This is a genomic window from Paraburkholderia sediminicola, from assembly GCF_046027355.1.
Classification (GTDB): Bacteria; Pseudomonadota; Gammaproteobacteria; order Burkholderiales; family Burkholderiaceae; genus Paraburkholderia; species Paraburkholderia sediminicola_B.
In genome coordinates this window covers 58,284-75,887 of record NZ_JAQQEK010000033.1, presented here as the reverse complement: position 1 = coordinate 75,887, position 17,604 = coordinate 58,284, and the positions used below count along the sequence as shown (strand labels likewise).

Below are 17,604 nucleotides of genomic sequence, written 5' to 3'. Positions count from 1 at the left end.
GTCACGACTTCTCCCCCGCCCGCCGATGTCCGCTGACATGCGCGCCGGCATCCGGCGACAACGAAAAGACATCGGCTATCGCGATCACGCTCAATGCCGCCATCATCAGAAAGGCGATGGTGAAATCGGCCGGCGCCAATGTTTGCCCGTCGTGTCCGTGCCACCACGCCGCGATCCGTAACGCAATCGCGCCGGCCGCAACACCCATCCCCATCGTCATCTGGCCCAAGGTGCTCGATAAAGTGGACGCGCCGCTCATCTGCTGCTTCGGCACATCGGCGAAGCCGAGCGTGTTGATCGCAGTGAATTGCAACGACCGCGCCACGCCGCTGACGAATAGCGCGAAGAGGGTCCATCCATACGGCGTCGAGGCGCTCAGCAGACTCATGCTCGCCAGCGTCACCGCGGCGAACGCGCCGTTGTACAGGAGCACCGTCCGAAAGCCGAAGCGCCGCAAGATCTGCGTCGTGACGAGTTTCGTCGACAGATTGCCGGCGAATACCCCGAGCGTGAGCAAGCCCGATTGAAACGGATTCATGCCGAAGCCGACCTGAAACATCAACGGCAGCAGAAACGGCACCGAACCGATCGCGATCCGGAACAGCGACCCGCCACCGATCGCCACCATGAACGTCCTGATCCGGAACGCCGACAGATCGACCATCGGATGCGCGCTGCGTCGCAGATGAAACCACGCCGCCACGCAAGCCGCGAGACCGATCGCCAGAAACAGCAGCGCCGTACGCCATGACGAGTCGGCGCGGCCGATCGCCTCCATTGCATACATCACCGAGGTGCCCGCGACGCCGGTCAACACGAAACCCAACAGGTCGAACGGACGACGATCCGTGTCGCGTTCCGCGCTGATGAAGCGCCACGCCAGCACCACGCCCACGAGTCCGAGCGGCACGTTCAGATAGAAGATCCAGCGCCACGACGAATACATCGTGATGAAACCGCCCAGCGGCGGTCCGAGGACCGGCGCGACCAGCCCCGGCCACGTGATGATCGAGATCGCGCGCATCAGGCCTTCTTTCGGCGTGGCGCGCAGCACGGCGAGCCGTCCGACCGGCACCATCATCGCGCCGCCAATGCCTTGCAAAATCCGCGCACCGGTGAATTCGACGAGGTTGTCGGTCAATCCGCACAGCACCGAGGCGACGGTGAAGATCGCAAGCGCAGCCGTGAACACCGTGCGCACGCCGACCCGGTCGGCGATCCAGCCGCTGATCGGGATGAAGACCGCGAGCGTCAGAAGATACGACGTGATGCCGATGCTCAGTTCGACCGGCGTGATATGAAACGAATGCGCCATCTGCGGTAGCGCGGTTGCGATGATCGAGCCGTCGAGGTTCTCCATGAACAACGCGGCCGCCACCAGCGAGGTGATCAGAGAGGAAGCGCCGGGGCGTGTGGTGGCGGATGACGAAACCGACATCGACTGACACTCCTGAATTGCGGGTGGGGCTAGGGTAAAGAAACAGCATTCACCGGTGGCGGTTTATTTAAACCGACATGGGTCAAACGAATAGAACAATCAACATGGACGGTCGTTATCGGAAGACCAAGCGCACGCTGCCACTAACAGGCGTTGGCAACGTCGAGTCGTGCTCGACAGCCTACGATCTCCGTCTAGGAGAATGCGCGCAATATATCTGCTGAGGCCTTCTCGGTATTTTTGTATCCAACCCAGAAGTGGCCTTCGGACGCTATCGTCTGATTGTATGCCCAGCGCGCGATCATAGTAGTGACTGCGGGCTCCATTAAGAAACCAACTTCGGACAACGCCTCGCCAACCTCTGCGCCTTGCCTCTCGTTTCGCTCTAACCAGCGCTCCAAGTGAGACTGTCCCGCGAGCAGATCCCGTTTATCGCCATTGCATACCGAATGCGCCAGGACGAAGTTCAGCGCAGTGTCACGCGGGTATCGAGACCACGGAATGAAATGATCGACAACGCCGGCGTTCCGCAGCTTCTCTCGACAGAAAAAACAGCTGTCGTCTTGCAACGGACGCAAGACATACGCGACCTTCTGTAGGCCGGCTCTCGTGGTGATAAATCGTCTACAACAAATGCGTTCAACAGGCGTATCGAGTCTGGCAGAGGCGCGAGGGAGTTTGTTGTGGACTGAAACCGTGCGAAATGTGGCCGCCACTGGTACGACCGTAACATTCCTCTATGCGTTACCCGTGGTAGGGGACACGATTGAACTCCTGCCGGGTGTCTGCTTCAACCTGAGAAGGTTTCAAGGATTTCTCCAGCAGCGACCGCTGTCAGATCGAACACCGAGCCCACGTGCTGCTTCGAAACAATCAGGGTGTGGCCCGGCGAGACGGGAAATGCGTCACGCAGGACGAATCCAGCGTCGTTAGAATCAATAATCCGGTCAGACGGCAAGTAGCAAAAAGGGCACGGTACGGACATTTGGTTCTCAGTATAGCGAGCAAAACATCGGTTCAAGGGGCGTAACGCCGTGCGCGAAGCAGTACGTTCTCGCGATTCTACGAGAATTCAGTTGTCTACTTTGAGATGCCCGACGGCAGTTTGAGAGTCATGGACTGACGTCCGCTTTGGCGAGGACCTTCAGCCTCCGTGTTACCCCATGAGCCCTTCGGCATCGCCGGTCCAAGTGCGCCAGGTATGCCGCGATTTCCGCATGCTGCAGGTCACCGACCGAACCTTCGATCATCACGGACAACTCTTCGTTCAACCGAAGCCCGCCCTCTGTAATGTTCGCCGACCCAAGTAGCGCGGAAAACCTGTCGCCCGCCTCAAAGTAGTAGATTTTCGCGTGAAGATAAAACCGACTTTCGACCACAATATGTTCGACACCTAGATCGGCTAACGCGTCAATAGCGTCGCGTTCAGTCTCCGGTGTCCGGTTGGAGTAGAACGTGATCTTGGCCCCACGCGCGACCGCTGTCACGATCTGTGATCTGAGGGCCTCAATACCTCCTAGCTTCAGCCATCCTGAACACATCACAATGGTGTCGGCATTCGCCATCATCTTACGGAGTGTCTCCAGATGATTTGCTTTTTTTGTTTTGTGGAGGTTGGATATTAAGCGCAGCATCTATGTCGTACCTTATTTGAAGGGCTCGCTGACTTTAGTCTTCGTACTCGGAGTACTTGCGCGAGTCGCCGCGCACTTTGTCGGCGGGATATTTTTCCCGATTGAGCGCCATCTTTTCCACCACAGCCTGAAAGAGGTCGACGTCCATCTTGTCTGCAAGGCGAACGAGGTACACCAAAACGTCGGCCATCTCATGTCGGATAGCTGTCTGCTTCGCTTCGTCGAGTTCGCTTTTGTCACCCGAAACAAGCCACTGAAAAGGTTCGAGTAGCTCGCTTGCCTCGACACTTAACGCTGTCGCCAGATTCTTCGGCGTGTGGAATTGGTCCCAGTCGCGCTCGTTGACAAACTCGCGGATGAGTTCGCGCAGTTCCAATAGGTCGTTTCGCAACTCCGTCTTTTTCACGTTGCTCCCGTGTTGCATGCGTGGATCGATCGCCGAGTCCGTTAGCATACTTGCAGGAGCCCGTCTCTGCCAGTTTGACGGGGTTGCTTGCGACAGGTTGTGAGCGTGGGGAATCTCACATACTGTCCCACGTCACCGGGCGAGGTGTTCAAGGCGTAGCGTTGGAACGCTCCGAAACCTCGCACGCCTGCGATACCGTTTCGTTTGCCATCCCGTCCGCCGCCACCTGCAGACTGACAGCCCGCAACGCAGCGCCGAAGCCGTGAGGCGCGCGCGAATCAAGCCGCGCGCTGGTCACCACTCGCGTTGCAGCGCTCCATGCCACGGATGCCTTTGCGGCAATCAGCGCTTCGACGAACGCCACGTCCTCATTTGATTCGAACGGTCTGAACCCGCCAGCCGCCACGTACGCCGCGGCAGACACCCCCAGATTCGCGCCATGAACATGGCGGTGCCCTTCGCGGTCCCGATAAGTCGTCGTGAAGTCGCTGCGGACCGCAGCGCCGTGTCCGGCCCAGTTCTCGATACTGATGACTCCGCACACCGCGTCAGTTCGACAGTTAAGTTGCTGTACGAGCCAGTCTCCCGCAACCGTTGTGTCAGCGTCGCTGAAAGCCAGCCACCGGGCGCCCTGCGCCAGCGCTGCCTGTGCACCCGTCGCGCGCGCCGCGCCAACGTTGCGCATCTCCACCGATAAGATCTGCGCGCCCAGCGACACGGCGATCACCCCGGTGTCGTCAGTGCAGCTGTCCATCACCACAAAAATGCGGACTTCCTCGCCGTCGAGACTGGAATGACGGGACGCGCGAATAATCGAACGGATGCACAGACCGATTAAATGTGCCTCGTTATGAGCTGGAATGACGACGGCAAGCATGGCTTCTCCCTTTTTCTTCTTGGACCGTCAAGGTCGCATCGTAAAGATGCTTTCAGCACGCGCTGTGCCCGTTCGCCCGAGCGTTGCGTTTCGCTCCGCCAGTCCCGCCGAACGGTTCCTGCAGGAGCTTCGTAACTATCGACGCTCACCCATCGCATCGACCAAACAGCGCGAAGTGAATTCCTCTTTCCAGCGGCATGGGCCCGGCGAAATTCGTCCAGCTAGTACCTACGGAGATCTCCTTTGCACCGCAATTGGCAGCTGACCGAGTTGAAGGAATGCCAGGAACAGCCGTTGCGCGGTTCAGATGTCATGAGCGCAAGCCATCTTGCGTTCATTCCTTTTAATCCTTCATGTCTCAGGCTAACTATGAAACTCCTCACTACCCAGAGCGGACTACCTCGTGTTTCGTGGGGCTCTGTGATCGCAGGCGTCATCCTCTCGCTGATTGCCTACCTCATTCTGAGCGTGCTCGGCGCGGCAATCGGCATGTCCGCGCTCTCGCCCCTTTCCCGTCCCAATCCTCTGCAAGGATTCGGCTTTGGTTCAGGCGCCTACCTGATCGTGATGACCGTCATCGCCGTCTTCATCGGTTCCTATTTCGCGGGACGCTGCGCGCCGGTACTCGGTTGGCTTCACGGCCTGCTCGCGTGGGCGGTGATGATTGTCATGGTTGTGTACGGGGCAACGTCCCTGCTAGGGAGCGCGGTGAGCGCCGCCGGAAGCGTCGCGGCGACCGGTGCAACGGTCGGTGCGGCAGCCGCTCCGTCGGGAGCCGCTGGCACGATGGCGGGCTCATTGACGCAACGCATTCAAGGCGCGGTCGCCTCCGCGACCGCTGAAGCCTCGAGTCCGCAAGCCGAAGCCGATGCACGTCAGGCAGCAGACACCGCAGCACGCGGCGTAGCACGCGCCTCATGGTTTTCATTTGCGGCACTTGTTGTCGGCGCAATCATCTCCATCGTCTCGGGGCATGCCGGGTTTCGCCATCAGCCGCCCTTCGAGGAAGCCGGTGGTGTATCGAACGATGACGACGCTCTCCTGCGCCGCAACTCCACCCGTGCAATGCCAGGCCGCCCGGTTGCCTGATTGATCTCATCAAGCCTCATGAGCGCGACGCGTAACGAAGCAACACATTGCTGAATACGCGCCGCGTTCTTCTCGGAAATGCCCGTTGATACTTCTCGCGCGACGCATGAGGCCCAAACCGGCGCTGGAATGACAGTTGCTGATTGGCTCAATGCCGGCATGTGCCTGCCCCTTTACCCTCACCGAGCCTTCCTCCTATGCATGCTACTACTCTGAACTACTCGCCCCTCTTTCGCCACGACGCCGATCTTCCAGATGCCTTCGACTGGATGGGCTGCGCCGTAGCCGGGCTGGAGAAACTTGTCGAATTGAATGTGCAAACCGTAAAGACGTCTCTGCGCGAACAGGAGGTGTTGGCCGGAGCGGCACTTTCTTCACGATCGTTGAATGAAGTGATCGAACTTCAATCGCAGCAACTACCCGCCGCGCTGAAAAAGACGTTTGCGTACTGGCGGCACGTCCAGGAGATCACCGTGGAAACTGGAGGCGACCTCGCTTCTGTTATGCAAGCGAGTGTCCAAAGTCTTGCGACGACGCTGCAAGCGCCAGTCGACATCGCGACATCGGCCGCTAGTGAGCAGGGCCGCACTTCGCGACTGCTTTCGACGTATCCACCGACAGCCGCGTCCGGGACGCCGGCTGCGATCGTAGACAGTTCCGGAAGAATGATTTCTGACAACGAGTCAGGCGGCAGCTTCCGCTAGGTTGCGGGAAATGATCTATGTATGCCGCCCGGCGGGAATATTGTCCGTGCCCGGCGTGTATGGCGGCCTGATCGACAAGATTCCGTTCGGCGCATCCATGAATAAGGGACTCACCTGGAAGATGGGGCAGACGCACGTCAACCGTTGGACAGACGACTTGCTGCGTCGGATTCAGGAAGGGCAGATCGATCCGTCGTTCGTCATCACGCACACGGTGCCGCTCGAAGAGGGATCCGGCATGTACAAAACGTTTCGTGACAAGGAAGACGGTTGCATCAAGGTTGTCCTCAAGCCCTGAATACAGCCGATACTGCGCCGCGCCCGCCTCACTCCATCGTCACGCTGATTTTCATCTTGTCAGCCCCTGGCATACCCGACACGGCGATCGTCACGCCGCTCCATTTGCCATCGGGCAAATGGAGCGCGGGCTTGGTTGCCTTGCCGATTGAGCGTTTGGTGCCGTTCGGATACAGATCCGTCGAGTCGCCGCGATTGCCCTGCCCGAAGATCTTCGCGAGATCGCGCCGGTTGTCGGCCTGCATCAGTTCGATCGCGAGATGCTCCTCGTCGTTGACGTTGTCGATCCGCTCGTCCACCACATAGATCGCCACGCCCTCATCCGGCGAAAACGCATCCTGTCCGCGTCGCCGCCGGTACTCGACGATGATGTACTGTTCCTCGACCATCCGCGCGGCGTTGTTGATATAGACGATGCTGCCGCCCTCAGCTGCGGGTTCGAGTTCAATGTTCTTCGTCGTCTTCGTGACGAGCCTCGGTTCGATCCAGCTATGAAACATGCGCAGCATGCCGTTCGGAAGCACGGGCGTCAGTCCATTGTTGCCCCATGAGCCCGCCGCCATCAGACAGTAGTTGCCGAGCCCGTTCGACTGCATCTGCTGGACGCGGCCCGTATCGTAGTAATCGGCCCAGCGCGCGGCGAGATGTCCCCATTCGTGCGCGCATACGCCCATGTTGCAGTCTTCGGGTACCGTCAGATAGGTTTGCACGGCGAGGTTGTGGCCAACCTTCACGCCGTCTGGAATGACCCATTTGTGGCTCCATACGTCGTCGCGCGACAATGTCTGCTCCGCTCCGCCGCCCGCGTGGATGATAAAGAGCGCCGTAACCAGATGCTCGCCGAGCATGTCGTACGGAGAGAAATCGATGCCGGCCTGCTGCGCCGCCAGCACGGCATCGTGTGCGATGCCTTGGGCGTTACGCGGAAACGTGCCGTCCATGCCCGAACTGCCGTCCGTGTAAAAGCTCAACGGCTGAGGCAGGCGAAACCAGCCGAACACCTTGCCCTGCACGTCGATGCCCTTTCCCGCCGCGCCGTCGAAGTTGCTGACCGTGCGGTAGTAATCGCGCATGCTGCCGGTGGGGAACACGTGGTCGGCGCTGAACAGCATCTGCTCGAAGAACGCAGGGCTGCGGTTGACGTCATGGGCGCGATCGGGAAAATCGACCAGCAACACCAGCGTCTGAATGACACCCTTGAGCATTCGCGGAGGACGTTCGATCAGTTGCTTACTGGTGCTCGATGAATGCTGGAGCGCGCCATCGTCTAGGCCTACGAAATTCTCGCCGCGCCTGCTGCTGCGCCAGACAGAATAGTACTGGTCGAACGTCATGCTCCTGGGCAGCCTGCGCTTTTCCTTGAGCTCCATGAAACGCGCATAGAGCTGGGCAATTGCGTCCGGCGACAGCGGCACGCGACAAAACGCGTGGGTGCAAACATGATTGCGGATCGGCCTGACATAGTTGCGCATGGCAATCACCTCCGTTCATCAGGATCGAAGACAGTTATCGCGTTCGAATTCAATTCGGGAACCAGCAGGTTCAGATTGGCGGCCACGGCCCTCTCCTCGTTTCAGATAAACGAAGTTGCGTTTGCGCCCTTTAGCTGGTCTGGCTCGGTCGTCGGCGCACCAGTTTTCTTTTTGCTTTCACATGGCTTTCATACGCCTAGCGCGCCTGGTTGAATGTTGACTGCCGCACGTTGGAGCGAAATTGATCTCCTGTTTGGCGGTCCGGAAAACCCTCATTACAAATTGTCAGGTCTATTTCTATGCTGTTGGGAGAATTCCATCCTGACCGAATGGGCCATCGAATCCCGTACTCATCCGCGCAACTTCGATTGCGCCGGACACGTGTTGCCCGTTCGAAACACAAAGAACGAATCATTCTTCCGGACCATCGAAATGATCGTGTCTCTTGTGAATCACGTCGCCGATAACGCCACGACATTACGCATATGGGCGGGTATTCTCGCGGCAACCAACGGCACTGCTTCGGCGCTGGTCTGGACACTCGGCGGCCAACCGGTCGTGCCTTCGACAGTACGCCCGCTGCAGTGCTGGAAGGTTCAGGGCAAGCTCCCCTTCTGCTCCACGGTTGTCGAATTGAGTGGCCTTGCGCCAGCTTCCGAGCATGAAGTCGGATTGAGCGTCGACGCCGCCGTCCCCGTCGTGCGGTCGTTTCGCACCCTGCCTCAAGCGATCCCGCAGGAATTCGGCGAACGTTTCAATCTGCTGCTTCTGTCATGTTTTCACGGCACCCAGGACCGGCATGGAGAAGCGGGCAGATGGATCTCGTCATATAAGCCGCGTCCGGATCTCGTGCTGTTCGCGGGCGATCAGGTTTATCTGGACCTACCCACGGAACTCAACTTTTCGAATGACCAGGCCTGGCTCGAAGCGAAGTTTCAGGAAGACTACGTGAGCAACTGGTACGCGCCCGGTGCGTCGCCTGCGAACGGAAGCGGCATTCCAGAAGGGTTTCCACAATTGCTATCGTTGGCGCCCGTCGCGTCGATTCCCGACGATCATGAGTACTGGAACAACGCACCCTTCAAGAGCCCGCTCATCCAGAACAGTTGGACGCAAGCGGGCAGGGACCATTGGCGCACCGCAGCCGAAATCGGCTTCAGCATGTTTCAGCAAGGCTACCCGGGCCCGATGGGCCAGCCACGCGTGATCGACATAGAGCCTCTCACGATCCTGTTGCTGGATACGCGCAGTCAGCGCGAAAGAGGCGTCGGCAATGCGCCCGATCACGCGACGATGCTCAACCCGCCAGGTGCGCTGCTTGGCAATGCGGGCCGCAACGCGCTCGCCGCATGGGTGGACACGCTCGTTGCCTCGGCGAACACGCCCGAACCCCGCTACGGTTTTCTATTGACGGGACAATCGCTCTTTGCCAATCCGGCGAGCGCGTTCGATGGCCACGTTGCGGACTACGAGCTGGCGAATTACGAAGCCGACTATCGCTTCATGGTGGAACAGATAGAACGCGTCTCGACTGCGGGGCTGCCGCTGACCTGCCTGACCGGCGATGTTCATTGGGGCAGAATAATGCGCGCCGATACGTTGAACCGCGGCCCGGTCTATGAAGTGATTTCATCGCCCACGTCGCTGGTCAAGTCGATTGGGGTCGATGAATTCAAGAGGGTCAAGTCGGCGATTACCGGCTGGTTCGGGCCACGCGATCCTTGGCCCACGCATCCTAACCCCGGCGATCCACCATCGAGATTCGGCAGCTTGGGCGACTATCAGTCGCTCCTGTTGCCGACGACGCTCAACTCTCGCCCCTCGTCATCGATGAGAGGCAATCTTGCACTGATGCTCTGCATTCAGCGTGTGGGCGGGTCTCTCGATGTTCAGGTCGACTACGTGCCTCTCCATCGCGATCAGGAAGTGAATGCGAAAACGCGCTGGAGTGCGCATTTCAAACTGACGGCTGCGCACTGAAACGATCAAAGGGAGACCACCATCATGTCAGTCATCGCACGCCGGTCAAGAGCGGCAGCACGCAATAAGAATCTACTCGCGCTGACGCGGCAGAAGAAGGAAGGCAACATCGTGTGGATCAATCGGGCGCTCAAGAGCGTCCCGTTGAAAGGCCTCAAGGAACACAGTTTCGTCCTGTTGATCGGCGGCGCCGACCCGCTGTCGTTCCGCTTGAGACTCGCGCAGGCACACGTGCGCAGTGACATGTCGCCGAGTTCGTGGTCGCAGGCGATGTTCGTTGGCGTGAGAAGCAAAGCCGCGACGAAGGACACGGAAGTGACCAGCGTGTCGCTTTCACCTGACGCATGGTATCCGCCCGACGGATTTGCGCCGATCTGCAATGCGATCCAGACAAGCACGCTCGCACATATCGACTCGCCCGAACAGTATCCGAACCTGGCGCTCATCGTGTGGCCCGTCGCGGGAGAAGCGATTCAAGCGAGTCTCACGCAACTGCGCCGTGAGCGCATGTCGATTGATCTGGCGAGCCTGCTGCTGCGTTGGATAGGCTATGCGTGGGGTTGCGGCGTGCCGTCGAATCCACTGGGCGAAGGCTTCGGCATGCCTTCGGCTGCGATGCTGGAGACGGCGTATGCGGCCAATGGATTCGATCTCACGCCCGGACTCGAGAGCCGGTCCAGTTGCCCGGAGGCGATCTGGCAGTCGGCAAGCTGGTGGCACGAGTACTACAACAAGGACGTCGAGAACCCGCAATACATCTACGGCGCATTCACCCGCGAGCATTATCTCGTCGACGCATCGTATTTTCCGAGCGGCGGGTGATGCGTTCTTGCGCTCACGGCGCTAGCACTAGCCGTCTCTACCAAACACGCTTGACCTGCTAGCCCCTCGCGTATACGGCAAGAAAACAGTCGCTGAAAAACTGCAGGGACGTGTCCGGTGCATGGTTTTTCATTCTTTTCAATGCGCGCTGCGTCGGACAACCTGCGCTCTCCTCCAATCGGTCCGCGTGCCCGTCCTCCCCGATTCTTGTCCGTCAGGTACACAAATCCGCGTCCGCCCTGTGCGGCGTCAAGCTAATTCAGCGCTAACTGTGCGCGTTCAAGATGGCGTCATCGAATCAGGGGACGAACATCATGAAACTCTTAAGAACCACTCGTATCGCCTTGCCCGCGTGCTTGATTGCCGTCGCGCTCACCGGCTGCGCCGTCATGCCGCCGACTGGCCCGTCAGTCGTCGCATTGCCACCAAGTGGCAAGCCGATTAGCGTGTTCCAGCAGGAAGACTATGCATGCCGCGACTACGCATTCCGCTCTGACGATGCCGCCGGACAAACACACGGCGCGATACCAGCCGGCGTCGGCAGCAGTGCGATCGGAACCGTGGGCGGAGCGGCCGCCGGTGCGTTGCTCGGCGCCGCGGCAGGCGACGCCGGCGTCGGCGCAGCGATCGGTGCGGGCGCGGGCCTGCTGCTTGGCAGTGCCGTAGGTGCAAACGGCGCCCAAGCCACTTCAGCCAGTCTGCAGGCGCGATATAACGCCGCCTACGCGCAATGCATGGCATCTAAGGGCAACAGTATTTCTCAACCAGCTGTCTATACCACGGCCCCCGTCTACGCTCCGCCTCCTGTTGCGTATGCCCCGGCTCCTGTCGTGTACGGCTACCCGCAACGCTTCGGCTACTGGTCCTACTGATTGCTTCAGCTAATTTTCCGCTCACTCCGCCGAGTGATGATGCAGTCATGGATCACGAGCAACTCAAGTCTGCTGTCGTGTCTGACTTAACCGCTACATGAGGGCGCTTACCATGTTTACGAAGATTCTCGTTGCAATCAGTGCAAATTCGGCCGATACCGTCCTGGCGTCGGCCATTGAAACCGCGCGAAAGTACGACGCACAAATTGTCGCACTGCATGTGGTCGACCCGACGCCCTCTTATTTGGGGGCCGCTGACGACAACTTTGGCTTGATCATCGAGGCAATGAGCGCGCACGGACGCAAAGTCGTCGCGCATGTCAGGAATGTACTGGACGATCAAGCGCCTGAAGCGGAAGTCCGCATGGTTACGCTGCCGATGTCCGGCATGACGGTCGGTCGCGCGATCGCCGCTGTTGCTGACGAGACGGGCGCTGACCTGATTCTTCTCGGCGAACGAAGCGCGTCCCGGTGGTGCTGGCTGAGTGAAGACGTGGCATCGGAGGTGGTGCGCCGCTCCGGCAGGCCAGTCCAGATCGCGGCCGCTGCAATCGTATTGAGTTCGGCGCGTCGTGCCGGCGCACGTTGGGCTGATGTATTTACCGCCCGACACCGACCGGCTAAAACGCGCGTACAGGCTAGCGTCTGACAGCCGTTTTTTGGGGCACTCGCCGCGACGGCGCGCGTTAGTGGCCTACGTGAATGGAGCGAATGACGGCGAGCGAGTTGTCGCTTCGACGAATGTGGCTGGTCGTTCGAGCGTCATCAAATGACGACCGACGACGGCCATCGCCGAAATCGGCCGATCGAGTTTCGACGGCGCTTGCACACGCTTCTCCAATCGCATTCAGACGTCCGTCAAAAAACTCGGATGCCTCGTGCGGATCTCATCGACCTGGTTCAGCGTACCCGAGAGATGCTTGCGCAGCGCCGCCTGCGCGGCCTCGGCATCGCCCCTTTCGATTGCATCGACGATCTCGGTGTGATCGCGCACGACCGCCATCGTCTTGCCCTTCACCGGCAGGTGCAGGCGACGCAGCCGGTCAATGTGGCCGCTCAGCCTGCGCACCAGATCCCAGAGTTGCGGCACGCCCGCCGCCTCGTACATCTGGCGATGAAAGGCCTGGTCGAGCAGCGAGAACTGCTCGTAGTTCTTCAGGTCGCGCACTTCCATCTGCCCGGCAATCGTGGCGCGCAACTGACCGATCAGTGCGGCATCGCGCTGCTCCGCAAGCGTGCGCACGATTTCCAGTTCGATCGAGCGGCGCAGGAAGTGCGCCTGCAACGCGGAAGTCACGTTGATCTGGCTGACGACTGTGGCGTGCTGCGGAAAAATGTCGACGAGGCCTTCCTCGCCGAGCTTCATCAACGCGTCGCGCACGGGCGTCTGACTCAGACCGTACTGCGTCGCCAGATCGGCGCGCGAGAGCACCGTGCCGGGCGCCAGTTCGAGGGACAGGATCATTTCGCGCAGGCGTTCGAATACTTGCGGCGCGGCATGGCGGGACCGGTCTAGCCGGGTCGCCCTCGTCGGGGAAGCGTTGATTTTCATGGCAGGACCAGAAGCGTGGGCGCAGGCGGGCACTGCTGTTTCCACCCGCTGAAATATTAATACTATAGCCGACGCTCACCCGCTCCCTGCAAGCGTGCGGCCGTTTTTCGGCATCCGATGATATGGGTTTTCCCCACTGACGCACTAATACATTAGTGCTTTACCATGCGTCCATCCACATCAAACGCTTCCATTTCCGGACTGCCGCCATGACTCGCGACATCACCATCACTCAGGTGCGAATTACGCCGATCGCCTTCCGCGACGGCCCTCTGCTCAACGCTGCCGGCATCCACGAACCGTGGGCATTGCGCGCCATCGTCGAGCTCGAGACGAGCGATGGCCGCGTGGGCATCTCGGAGACGTATGGTGACGAGCCGATGCTGCGTGTGCTCGAGCAGGCCAAGGCGCTGGTGATCGGCCTGTCGCCGTTCGACCTGAACCGGATGGAAGAACGCGTGCGCGCGGCGATCAAGCCGAGCTCGGGCGCGGTCGAATTCGAACTCGCCCCCGGCTCGCACTCGGCCAAGAACGCGCCGAAAGTCATCAGCACGCTCGAAGTCGCGATGCTCGACTTGCAGGGGCAAATCGTCGGCGCGCCGATCGTCGATCTGCTCGGCGGCAAGGTTCGCGACGCCGTGCCCTACAGCGCGTACCTCTTTTTCAAGTACGCGGAGCACATCGACAAGCCCTATGCGCCCGATGCCTGGGGCGAAGGCCTTAGCGCGGAGCAGATCGTCGCGCAGGCGCGTCGCATGATCGACCTGTACGGCTTCCAGAGCATCAAGCTCAAGGGCGGCGTGTTCGAGCCGGCGCACGAGATCGCGTGCATGCGTGCGCTGCATCAGGCTTTCCCCGGCGTGCCACTACGCCTCGATCCGAACGCCAACTGGACGCTCGAAACGAGCATCGCGGCCGCTCCCGAACTCGACGAGCTGCTCGAGTACTACGAAGACCCGTGTCCGGGGCTCGCAGGCATGGCAGAACTGGCGAAACATACTCGCCTGCCTCTCGCGACCAACATGGTGATCACGACCATGGAAGATTTCCGCCGTGGCGCCGAGATGGGTTCGGTCAAGGTGTTGCTGTCGGATCATCACTACTGGGGTGGTCTGCGCGCGACCCAGACGCTCGCGCGCATGTGCAAGCTGTGGGATCTGGGCATGTCGATGCACTCCAACTCGCACCTCGGCATCAGCCTGATGGCGATGACGCACGTCGCGGCGAGCATCCCCAACCTGACCTACGCGTGCGACACCCATTACCCGTGGCAGGAAGAAGAAGTCATCAAGGGCGGCCGCGTGAGCTTCGACAACGGCGCGCTACGCGTGCCCACCATACCGGGCCTTGGTGTGGAGCTCGACCGCGACCGTTTGGCCGAACTGCATGCTCAGTATCTGTCGTGCGGCGTGCGCAATCGCGACGACCTGAAGCAGATGCAGAAGTACGACCCGAGTTTTAGCGGCAAGAATCCGCGCTTCTGACCCGACCAGAGGTGTCGCGCGAGATGCGCGTTGCCACTTGGCAACTATTTTGTATGGGACCGGAGTAAGTGCTGAAGCGCTAACTCCGGTCGACCGCTTTGCATGGGACCAGAGTAAGCGCTAAAGCGCTAACTCCGGTCGACCGCTTTGCATGGGACCGGAGTAAGCGCTAAAGCGCTAACTCCGGTCGACAAAGGAGACAAGCCGATGAGCAGATCCATCCCGGCCGCGGCCGGCCCGGACCGAGCGGACGCGCTGGCAAGCGCCGTGCGCAAGATTAAGTGGCATGTGCTGCCGCTCTTCGTCGTGATGTTCGTCGTCAACTACATCGACCGGGTGAACATCGGCTTCGTCCGCCAGCATCTGAGCGCCGATCTCGGCATCGGTGCCGCGGCCTATGGACTCGGCGCAGGGCTCTTCTTCGTCAGCTATGCGGTCTTCGAAGTGCCGTCGAACATGCTGCTGCAGCGCTTCGGCGCGAAGGCCTGGCTCACGCGCATCATGTTCACGTGGGGTCTGGCCGCGGTCGGCATGGCGTTCGTCCGGGGCGAGATGTCGTTCTATGCGATGCGGTTGCTGCTCGGCGCCGCCGAGGCCGGCTTCTTCCCGGGCGTCATTTTCTATTTCACCCAATGGCTGCCGCGCGACGAGCGAGGTAAGGCGATGGCGATCTTTCTCAGCGGCTCGGCGCTCGCCTCGATACTCTCCGGGCCCATCTCCGGCGCGTTGATGCTGATCAGCGGCTGGGGTCTGCACGGCTGGCAGTGGATGTTCGTGATCGAAGGCATGGCCTCGGTGGTGCTGGCCGGCTTCATCTGGTTCTGGCTCGATTCGAAGCCGCGCGACGCCAGATGGCTGAGCGGCGCCGAGCAGGATGCGGTCGTCGCCGAGATAGAGGAAGAACAGCGCGAGCGCGATGCGGCGCATGCGGTCAAGCCGTCCGTCTGGACTCTGCTGCGCGACCCACAGATCCTGATCTTCTGCGTGATCTATTTCTCGGTTTCGCTGACGATCTACGGCGCAACGTTCTGGCTGCCCAGCATCATTCGCAAGATGGGCCATTTCAACGATTTCCAGGTCGGGCTCTTCAATTCGATCCCGTGGCTGATCTCGATCGTGGCGATGTATTTCTTCGCGATGCTCGCGGCGCGCTTCAAGTTTCAGCAGGCATGGGTTGCGTGCGTGCTGCTGATCGCCGCGCTCGGCATGTATGCCGCCGGCCAGGGCAGTCCAATGTTCTCGTTCGTCGCGATCTGCTTTGCGGCGATCGGTTTTAAAGCCGCGTCGGCGTTGTTCTGGCCGATTCCGCAAGGCTACCTGGATGCGCGGATATCCGCGGCGGTGCTGGCGCTGATCAATTCGATCGGCAATCTCGGCGGCTTCGTTGCGCCGGCGGCCTTCGGCTTGCTCGAGCAAAAAACCGGCTCGATCGAAGGCGGCCTCACCGGGCTGGCCTTGATGTCGGTGGTGGCAGCCGGGGTCGTCTTCTTTTCCCGGATGAAGCCGCGCGAGGGGCGATCCGCACTCGCGTTGTAGGCCGTGCGCGAACCAGTTTGCCTGATTAAAAACTTTGCGGAGACACGATGAAAATGTTAGAAGTCCGTTCCGTCGCCGATCAATCGGCCGTCGGACGATACAGATGGACCATCTGCGCGCTCATCTTTTTTGCAACGACGATCAACTATATGGATCGCCAGATGCTTGGCCTGCTCGCGCCGCTGCTGCAAAAAGACATTGGCTGGAATCAGGTCCAGTACGCGCAGACTGTGATGGTGTTCACGGTTGCCTATGCAGCGGGTCTCGCGACGTTCGGCCGAATCGCGGATCGGATCAGCACTAAAGTGGTCTACGGCAGTGCCATGGCGATGTGGAGCCTCGCCGCGATGCTGCACGCGATGGCGGCGACCGTCCCCGGCTTCGCGGCCGTGCGCGGTTTGCTCGGGTTCGGCGAGGCGGCCAATTTCCCCGTCGCCATCCGCACCACAGCCATATGGTTTCCAAAGAAGGAGCGTGCGTTGGCCACGGGCCTGTGGAACATGGGCGCAACCGTCGGCGGGATCGTTGCGCCCGCATTCGTACCGATTGCCGCTGTCATGTGGGGCTGGCGTGCGACGTTCATTGCCGGAGGGGCGGCCGGCTTCGTGTGGCTGGCGGTGTGGCTGCTCGTGTACCGTCCTCCGGCGGAGCATGCGTCGGTATCGAAGCGCGAGCTGGATTACATCAATTCGGATCGGGACGAAAGCGTCGAGCAACGCGTGAGCTGGCTTTCAGTGCTGAAGTACCGCGAAACGTGGGCGTTCATTTTTGGCAAACTGCTGACCGATCCGGTGTGGTGGTTTTATTTGTTCTGGCTGCCCAAATGGCTCAATGAGTCGAGGCACATCGACATCGCCAATCTTGGGCTGCCGTTGATTGTCATTTACACGATGGCATCCGTCGGCAGCGTGGCTGGAGGATGGTTGTCGTCCCGGCTGATGCAGCGTTCCCACAAACCTAATGTCGCACGCAAGATCGCAATGGGTGTCTGCGCGCTGTGCGTACTTCCGATTGCCACACTTTCGCTCTTTCAGAGCCTCTGGTACGCAGTCTTCGCTGTCGGCCTCGCCGCAGCGGCTCACCAAGGGTGGTCGGCAAATCTTGTCACGACCGTCGGCGACGTGTTTCCGCGCCGGATGGTTGGCACGGTGGTCGGTATCGGCGGCGTGGCAGGGATGATCGGCTCGTTCTTCTACTCGGGCGTCATCGGCGAGACGTTGCAGTGCACCGGTCAGTATTGGGTGCTCTTCGCTGTCGGTGCATCGGCTTATCTGGTCGCGCTCGGCATCATTCATCTGCTCATGCCACGCATGACGCCTGTGAATCTGGAGCACTAGACTCCTCTCGGCTGAAGGTCTTCGCAACGGCGATTTCCGAAACAGGGATCGCTTTTTGTCGACACCTTCTCGTCTGAGCGCCGGACCGCTGCAAGATATCGCGT

Annotated in this window: 17 protein-coding genes and 1 pseudogene; 10 read left to right on the top strand and 8 right to left on the bottom strand. The window is 60.2% G+C overall.

The window, feature by feature from the left end; all coding sequences use genetic code 11:
• Window position 1 precedes the first annotated feature (1 nt).
• The 6 genes from PQR42_RS36910 to PQR42_RS36885 form a co-directional block, all read right to left on the bottom strand.
• Window positions 2-1,438: an MFS transporter gene (locus PQR42_RS36910; protein ID WP_408388489.1), complete on the bottom strand. Its 1,437-nt coding sequence runs from the start codon at window positions 1,436-1,438 to the stop codon at window positions 2-4.
• Between the two features lie 194 nt (window positions 1,439-1,632).
• Window positions 1,633-2,154: an HNH endonuclease gene (locus tag PQR42_RS36905; protein WP_408388491.1), complete on the bottom strand. Its 522-nt coding sequence runs from the start codon at window positions 2,152-2,154 to the stop codon at window positions 1,633-1,635.
• 74 nt (window positions 2,155-2,228) lie between these two features.
• The gene (locus PQR42_RS36900) at window positions 2,229-2,423 is read right to left on the bottom strand and encodes an HIT family protein (RefSeq protein ID WP_408388493.1); all 195 of its coding nucleotides are present in this window, start codon (window positions 2,421-2,423) and stop codon (window positions 2,229-2,231) included.
• A 127-nt stretch (window positions 2,424-2,550) separates the two neighbouring features.
• On the bottom strand, window positions 2,551-3,006 hold the full coding sequence (locus tag PQR42_RS36895) for a phospholipase D-like domain-containing protein (RefSeq protein WP_408211269.1): 456 nt from the start codon (window positions 3,004-3,006) through the stop codon (window positions 2,551-2,553).
• A 100-nt stretch (window positions 3,007-3,106) separates the two neighbouring features.
• Window positions 3,107-3,496: a nucleotide pyrophosphohydrolase gene (locus PQR42_RS36890; protein ID WP_408448157.1), complete on the bottom strand. Its 390-nt coding sequence runs from the start codon at window positions 3,494-3,496 to the stop codon at window positions 3,107-3,109.
• Window positions 3,497-3,626: 130 nt separating this feature from the next.
• Complete coding sequence (locus PQR42_RS36885) at window positions 3,627-4,355, bottom strand: glycosyltransferase family 2 protein (RefSeq protein ID WP_408211274.1); 729 nt, start codon at window positions 4,353-4,355, stop codon at window positions 3,627-3,629.
• A 369-nt stretch (window positions 4,356-4,724) separates the two neighbouring features.
• On the opposite strand from PQR42_RS36885, the gene PQR42_RS36880 reads away from it, so the two are divergent.
• From PQR42_RS36880 to PQR42_RS36870, 3 genes and pseudogenes are all read left to right on the top strand, one after another.
• A complete protein-coding gene (locus tag PQR42_RS36880; protein WP_408388677.1) occupies window positions 4,725-5,444 on the top strand; it encodes a hypothetical protein in 720 nt (239 codons plus the stop codon).
• A 197-nt stretch (window positions 5,445-5,641) separates the two neighbouring features.
• Window positions 5,642-6,148: a phasin family protein gene (locus PQR42_RS36875; protein WP_408388494.1), complete on the top strand. Its 507-nt coding sequence runs from the start codon at window positions 5,642-5,644 to the stop codon at window positions 6,146-6,148.
• A gap of 1 nt (window position 6,149) precedes the next feature.
• A pseudogene (locus PQR42_RS36870) lies at window positions 6,150-6,446 on the top strand (glutathione-dependent formaldehyde dehydrogenase); the annotation flags it as partial.
• Window positions 6,447-6,474: 28 nt separating this feature from the next.
• On the opposite strand, the gene PQR42_RS36865 reads toward PQR42_RS36870, so the two are convergent.
• A complete protein-coding gene (locus tag PQR42_RS36865) occupies window positions 6,475-7,917 on the bottom strand; it encodes a M6 family metalloprotease domain-containing protein (protein WP_408388496.1) in 1,443 nt (480 codons plus the stop codon).
• A gap of 432 nt (window positions 7,918-8,349) precedes the next feature.
• On the opposite strand from PQR42_RS36865, the gene PQR42_RS36860 reads away from it, so the two are divergent.
• The 4 genes from PQR42_RS36860 to PQR42_RS36845 all read left to right on the top strand — a co-directional run bounded on the left by PQR42_RS36860 (window position 8,350) and on the right by PQR42_RS36845 (window position 12,240).
• Window positions 8,350-9,897 (top strand): alkaline phosphatase D family protein, encoded by a 1,548-nt coding sequence (locus tag PQR42_RS36860; protein WP_408388498.1) that lies wholly within the window; start codon window positions 8,350-8,352, stop codon window positions 9,895-9,897.
• A gap of 24 nt (window positions 9,898-9,921) precedes the next feature.
• Window positions 9,922-10,719 carry a hypothetical protein gene (locus PQR42_RS36855; RefSeq protein WP_408388500.1) on the top strand — a complete coding sequence of 266 codons (798 nt, stop codon included), beginning with the start codon at window positions 9,922-9,924 and terminating at the stop codon, window positions 10,717-10,719.
• A 314-nt stretch (window positions 10,720-11,033) separates the two neighbouring features.
• Window positions 11,034-11,591: a glycine zipper family protein gene (locus tag PQR42_RS36850; protein WP_408388502.1), complete on the top strand. Its 558-nt coding sequence runs from the start codon at window positions 11,034-11,036 to the stop codon at window positions 11,589-11,591.
• Between the two features lie 112 nt (window positions 11,592-11,703).
• Window positions 11,704-12,240, top strand: coding sequence for a universal stress protein (locus tag PQR42_RS36845; RefSeq protein WP_408388504.1), 537 nt, complete (start codon window positions 11,704-11,706; stop codon window positions 12,238-12,240).
• A gap of 198 nt (window positions 12,241-12,438) precedes the next feature.
• On the opposite strand, the gene PQR42_RS36840 is transcribed toward PQR42_RS36845, so the two are convergent.
• Window positions 12,439-13,143, bottom strand: a complete 705-nt coding sequence (locus PQR42_RS36840) for a GntR family transcriptional regulator (RefSeq protein WP_408211652.1) — start codon at window positions 13,141-13,143, stop codon at window positions 12,439-12,441.
• A gap of 209 nt (window positions 13,144-13,352) precedes the next feature.
• On the opposite strand from PQR42_RS36840, the gene PQR42_RS36835 reads away from it, so the two are divergent.
• From PQR42_RS36835 to PQR42_RS36825, 3 genes are all read left to right on the top strand, one after another.
• On the top strand, window positions 13,353-14,627 hold the full coding sequence (locus PQR42_RS36835) for a glucarate dehydratase family protein (RefSeq protein ID WP_408211301.1): 1,275 nt from the start codon (window positions 13,353-13,355) through the stop codon (window positions 14,625-14,627).
• 207 nt (window positions 14,628-14,834) lie between these two features.
• Window positions 14,835-16,163, top strand: coding sequence for an MFS transporter (locus PQR42_RS36830; protein WP_408388506.1), 1,329 nt, complete (start codon window positions 14,835-14,837; stop codon window positions 16,161-16,163).
• 47 nt (window positions 16,164-16,210) lie between these two features.
• Window positions 16,211-17,500, top strand: a complete 1,290-nt coding sequence (locus tag PQR42_RS36825) for an MFS transporter (protein WP_408388508.1) — start codon at window positions 16,211-16,213, stop codon at window positions 17,498-17,500.
• The last annotated feature ends 104 nt before the right edge of the window (window positions 17,501-17,604 follow it).

What these genes read in the sequence shown, in the direction of transcription:
- PQR42_RS36865 (WP_408388496.1), bottom strand. Translation starts at nt 7,917, where the DNA reads ATGCGCAACTATGTCAGGCCGATCCGCAATCATGTTTGCACCCACGCG.
- PQR42_RS36835 (WP_408211301.1), top strand. Translation starts at nt 13,353, where the DNA reads ATGACTCGCGACATCACCATCACTCAGGTGCGAATTACGCCGATCGCC.
- PQR42_RS36825 (WP_408388508.1), top strand. Translation starts at nt 16,211, where the DNA reads ATGAAAATGTTAGAAGTCCGTTCCGTCGCCGATCAATCGGCCGTCGGA.
- PQR42_RS36845 (WP_408388504.1), top strand. Translation starts at nt 11,704, where the DNA reads ATGTTTACGAAGATTCTCGTTGCAATCAGTGCAAATTCGGCCGATACC.
- PQR42_RS36890 (WP_408448157.1), bottom strand. Translation starts at nt 3,496, where the DNA reads ATGCAACACGGGAGCAACGTGAAAAAGACGGAGTTGCGAAACGACCTA.
- PQR42_RS36900 (WP_408388493.1), bottom strand. Translation starts at nt 2,423, where the DNA reads ATGTCCGTACCGTGCCCTTTTTGCTACTTGCCGTCTGACCGGATTATT.
- PQR42_RS36860 (WP_408388498.1), top strand. Translation starts at nt 8,350, where the DNA reads ATGATCGTGTCTCTTGTGAATCACGTCGCCGATAACGCCACGACATTA.
- PQR42_RS36875 (WP_408388494.1), top strand. Translation starts at nt 5,642, where the DNA reads ATGCATGCTACTACTCTGAACTACTCGCCCCTCTTTCGCCACGACGCC.
- PQR42_RS36840 (WP_408211652.1), bottom strand. Translation starts at nt 13,143, where the DNA reads ATGAAAATCAACGCTTCCCCGACGAGGGCGACCCGGCTAGACCGGTCC.
- PQR42_RS36830 (WP_408388506.1), top strand. Translation starts at nt 14,835, where the DNA reads ATGAGCAGATCCATCCCGGCCGCGGCCGGCCCGGACCGAGCGGACGCG.
- PQR42_RS36895 (WP_408211269.1), bottom strand. Translation starts at nt 3,006, where the DNA reads ATGATGGCGAATGCCGACACCATTGTGATGTGTTCAGGATGGCTGAAG.
- PQR42_RS36880 (WP_408388677.1), top strand. Translation starts at nt 4,725, where the DNA reads ATGAAACTCCTCACTACCCAGAGCGGACTACCTCGTGTTTCGTGGGGC.
- PQR42_RS36910 (WP_408388489.1), bottom strand. Translation starts at nt 1,438, where the DNA reads ATGTCGGTTTCGTCATCCGCCACCACACGCCCCGGCGCTTCCTCTCTG.
- PQR42_RS36850 (WP_408388502.1), top strand. Translation starts at nt 11,034, where the DNA reads ATGAAACTCTTAAGAACCACTCGTATCGCCTTGCCCGCGTGCTTGATT.
- PQR42_RS36855 (WP_408388500.1), top strand. Translation starts at nt 9,922, where the DNA reads ATGTCAGTCATCGCACGCCGGTCAAGAGCGGCAGCACGCAATAAGAAT.
- PQR42_RS36885 (WP_408211274.1), bottom strand. Translation starts at nt 4,355, where the DNA reads ATGCTTGCCGTCGTCATTCCAGCTCATAACGAGGCACATTTAATCGGT.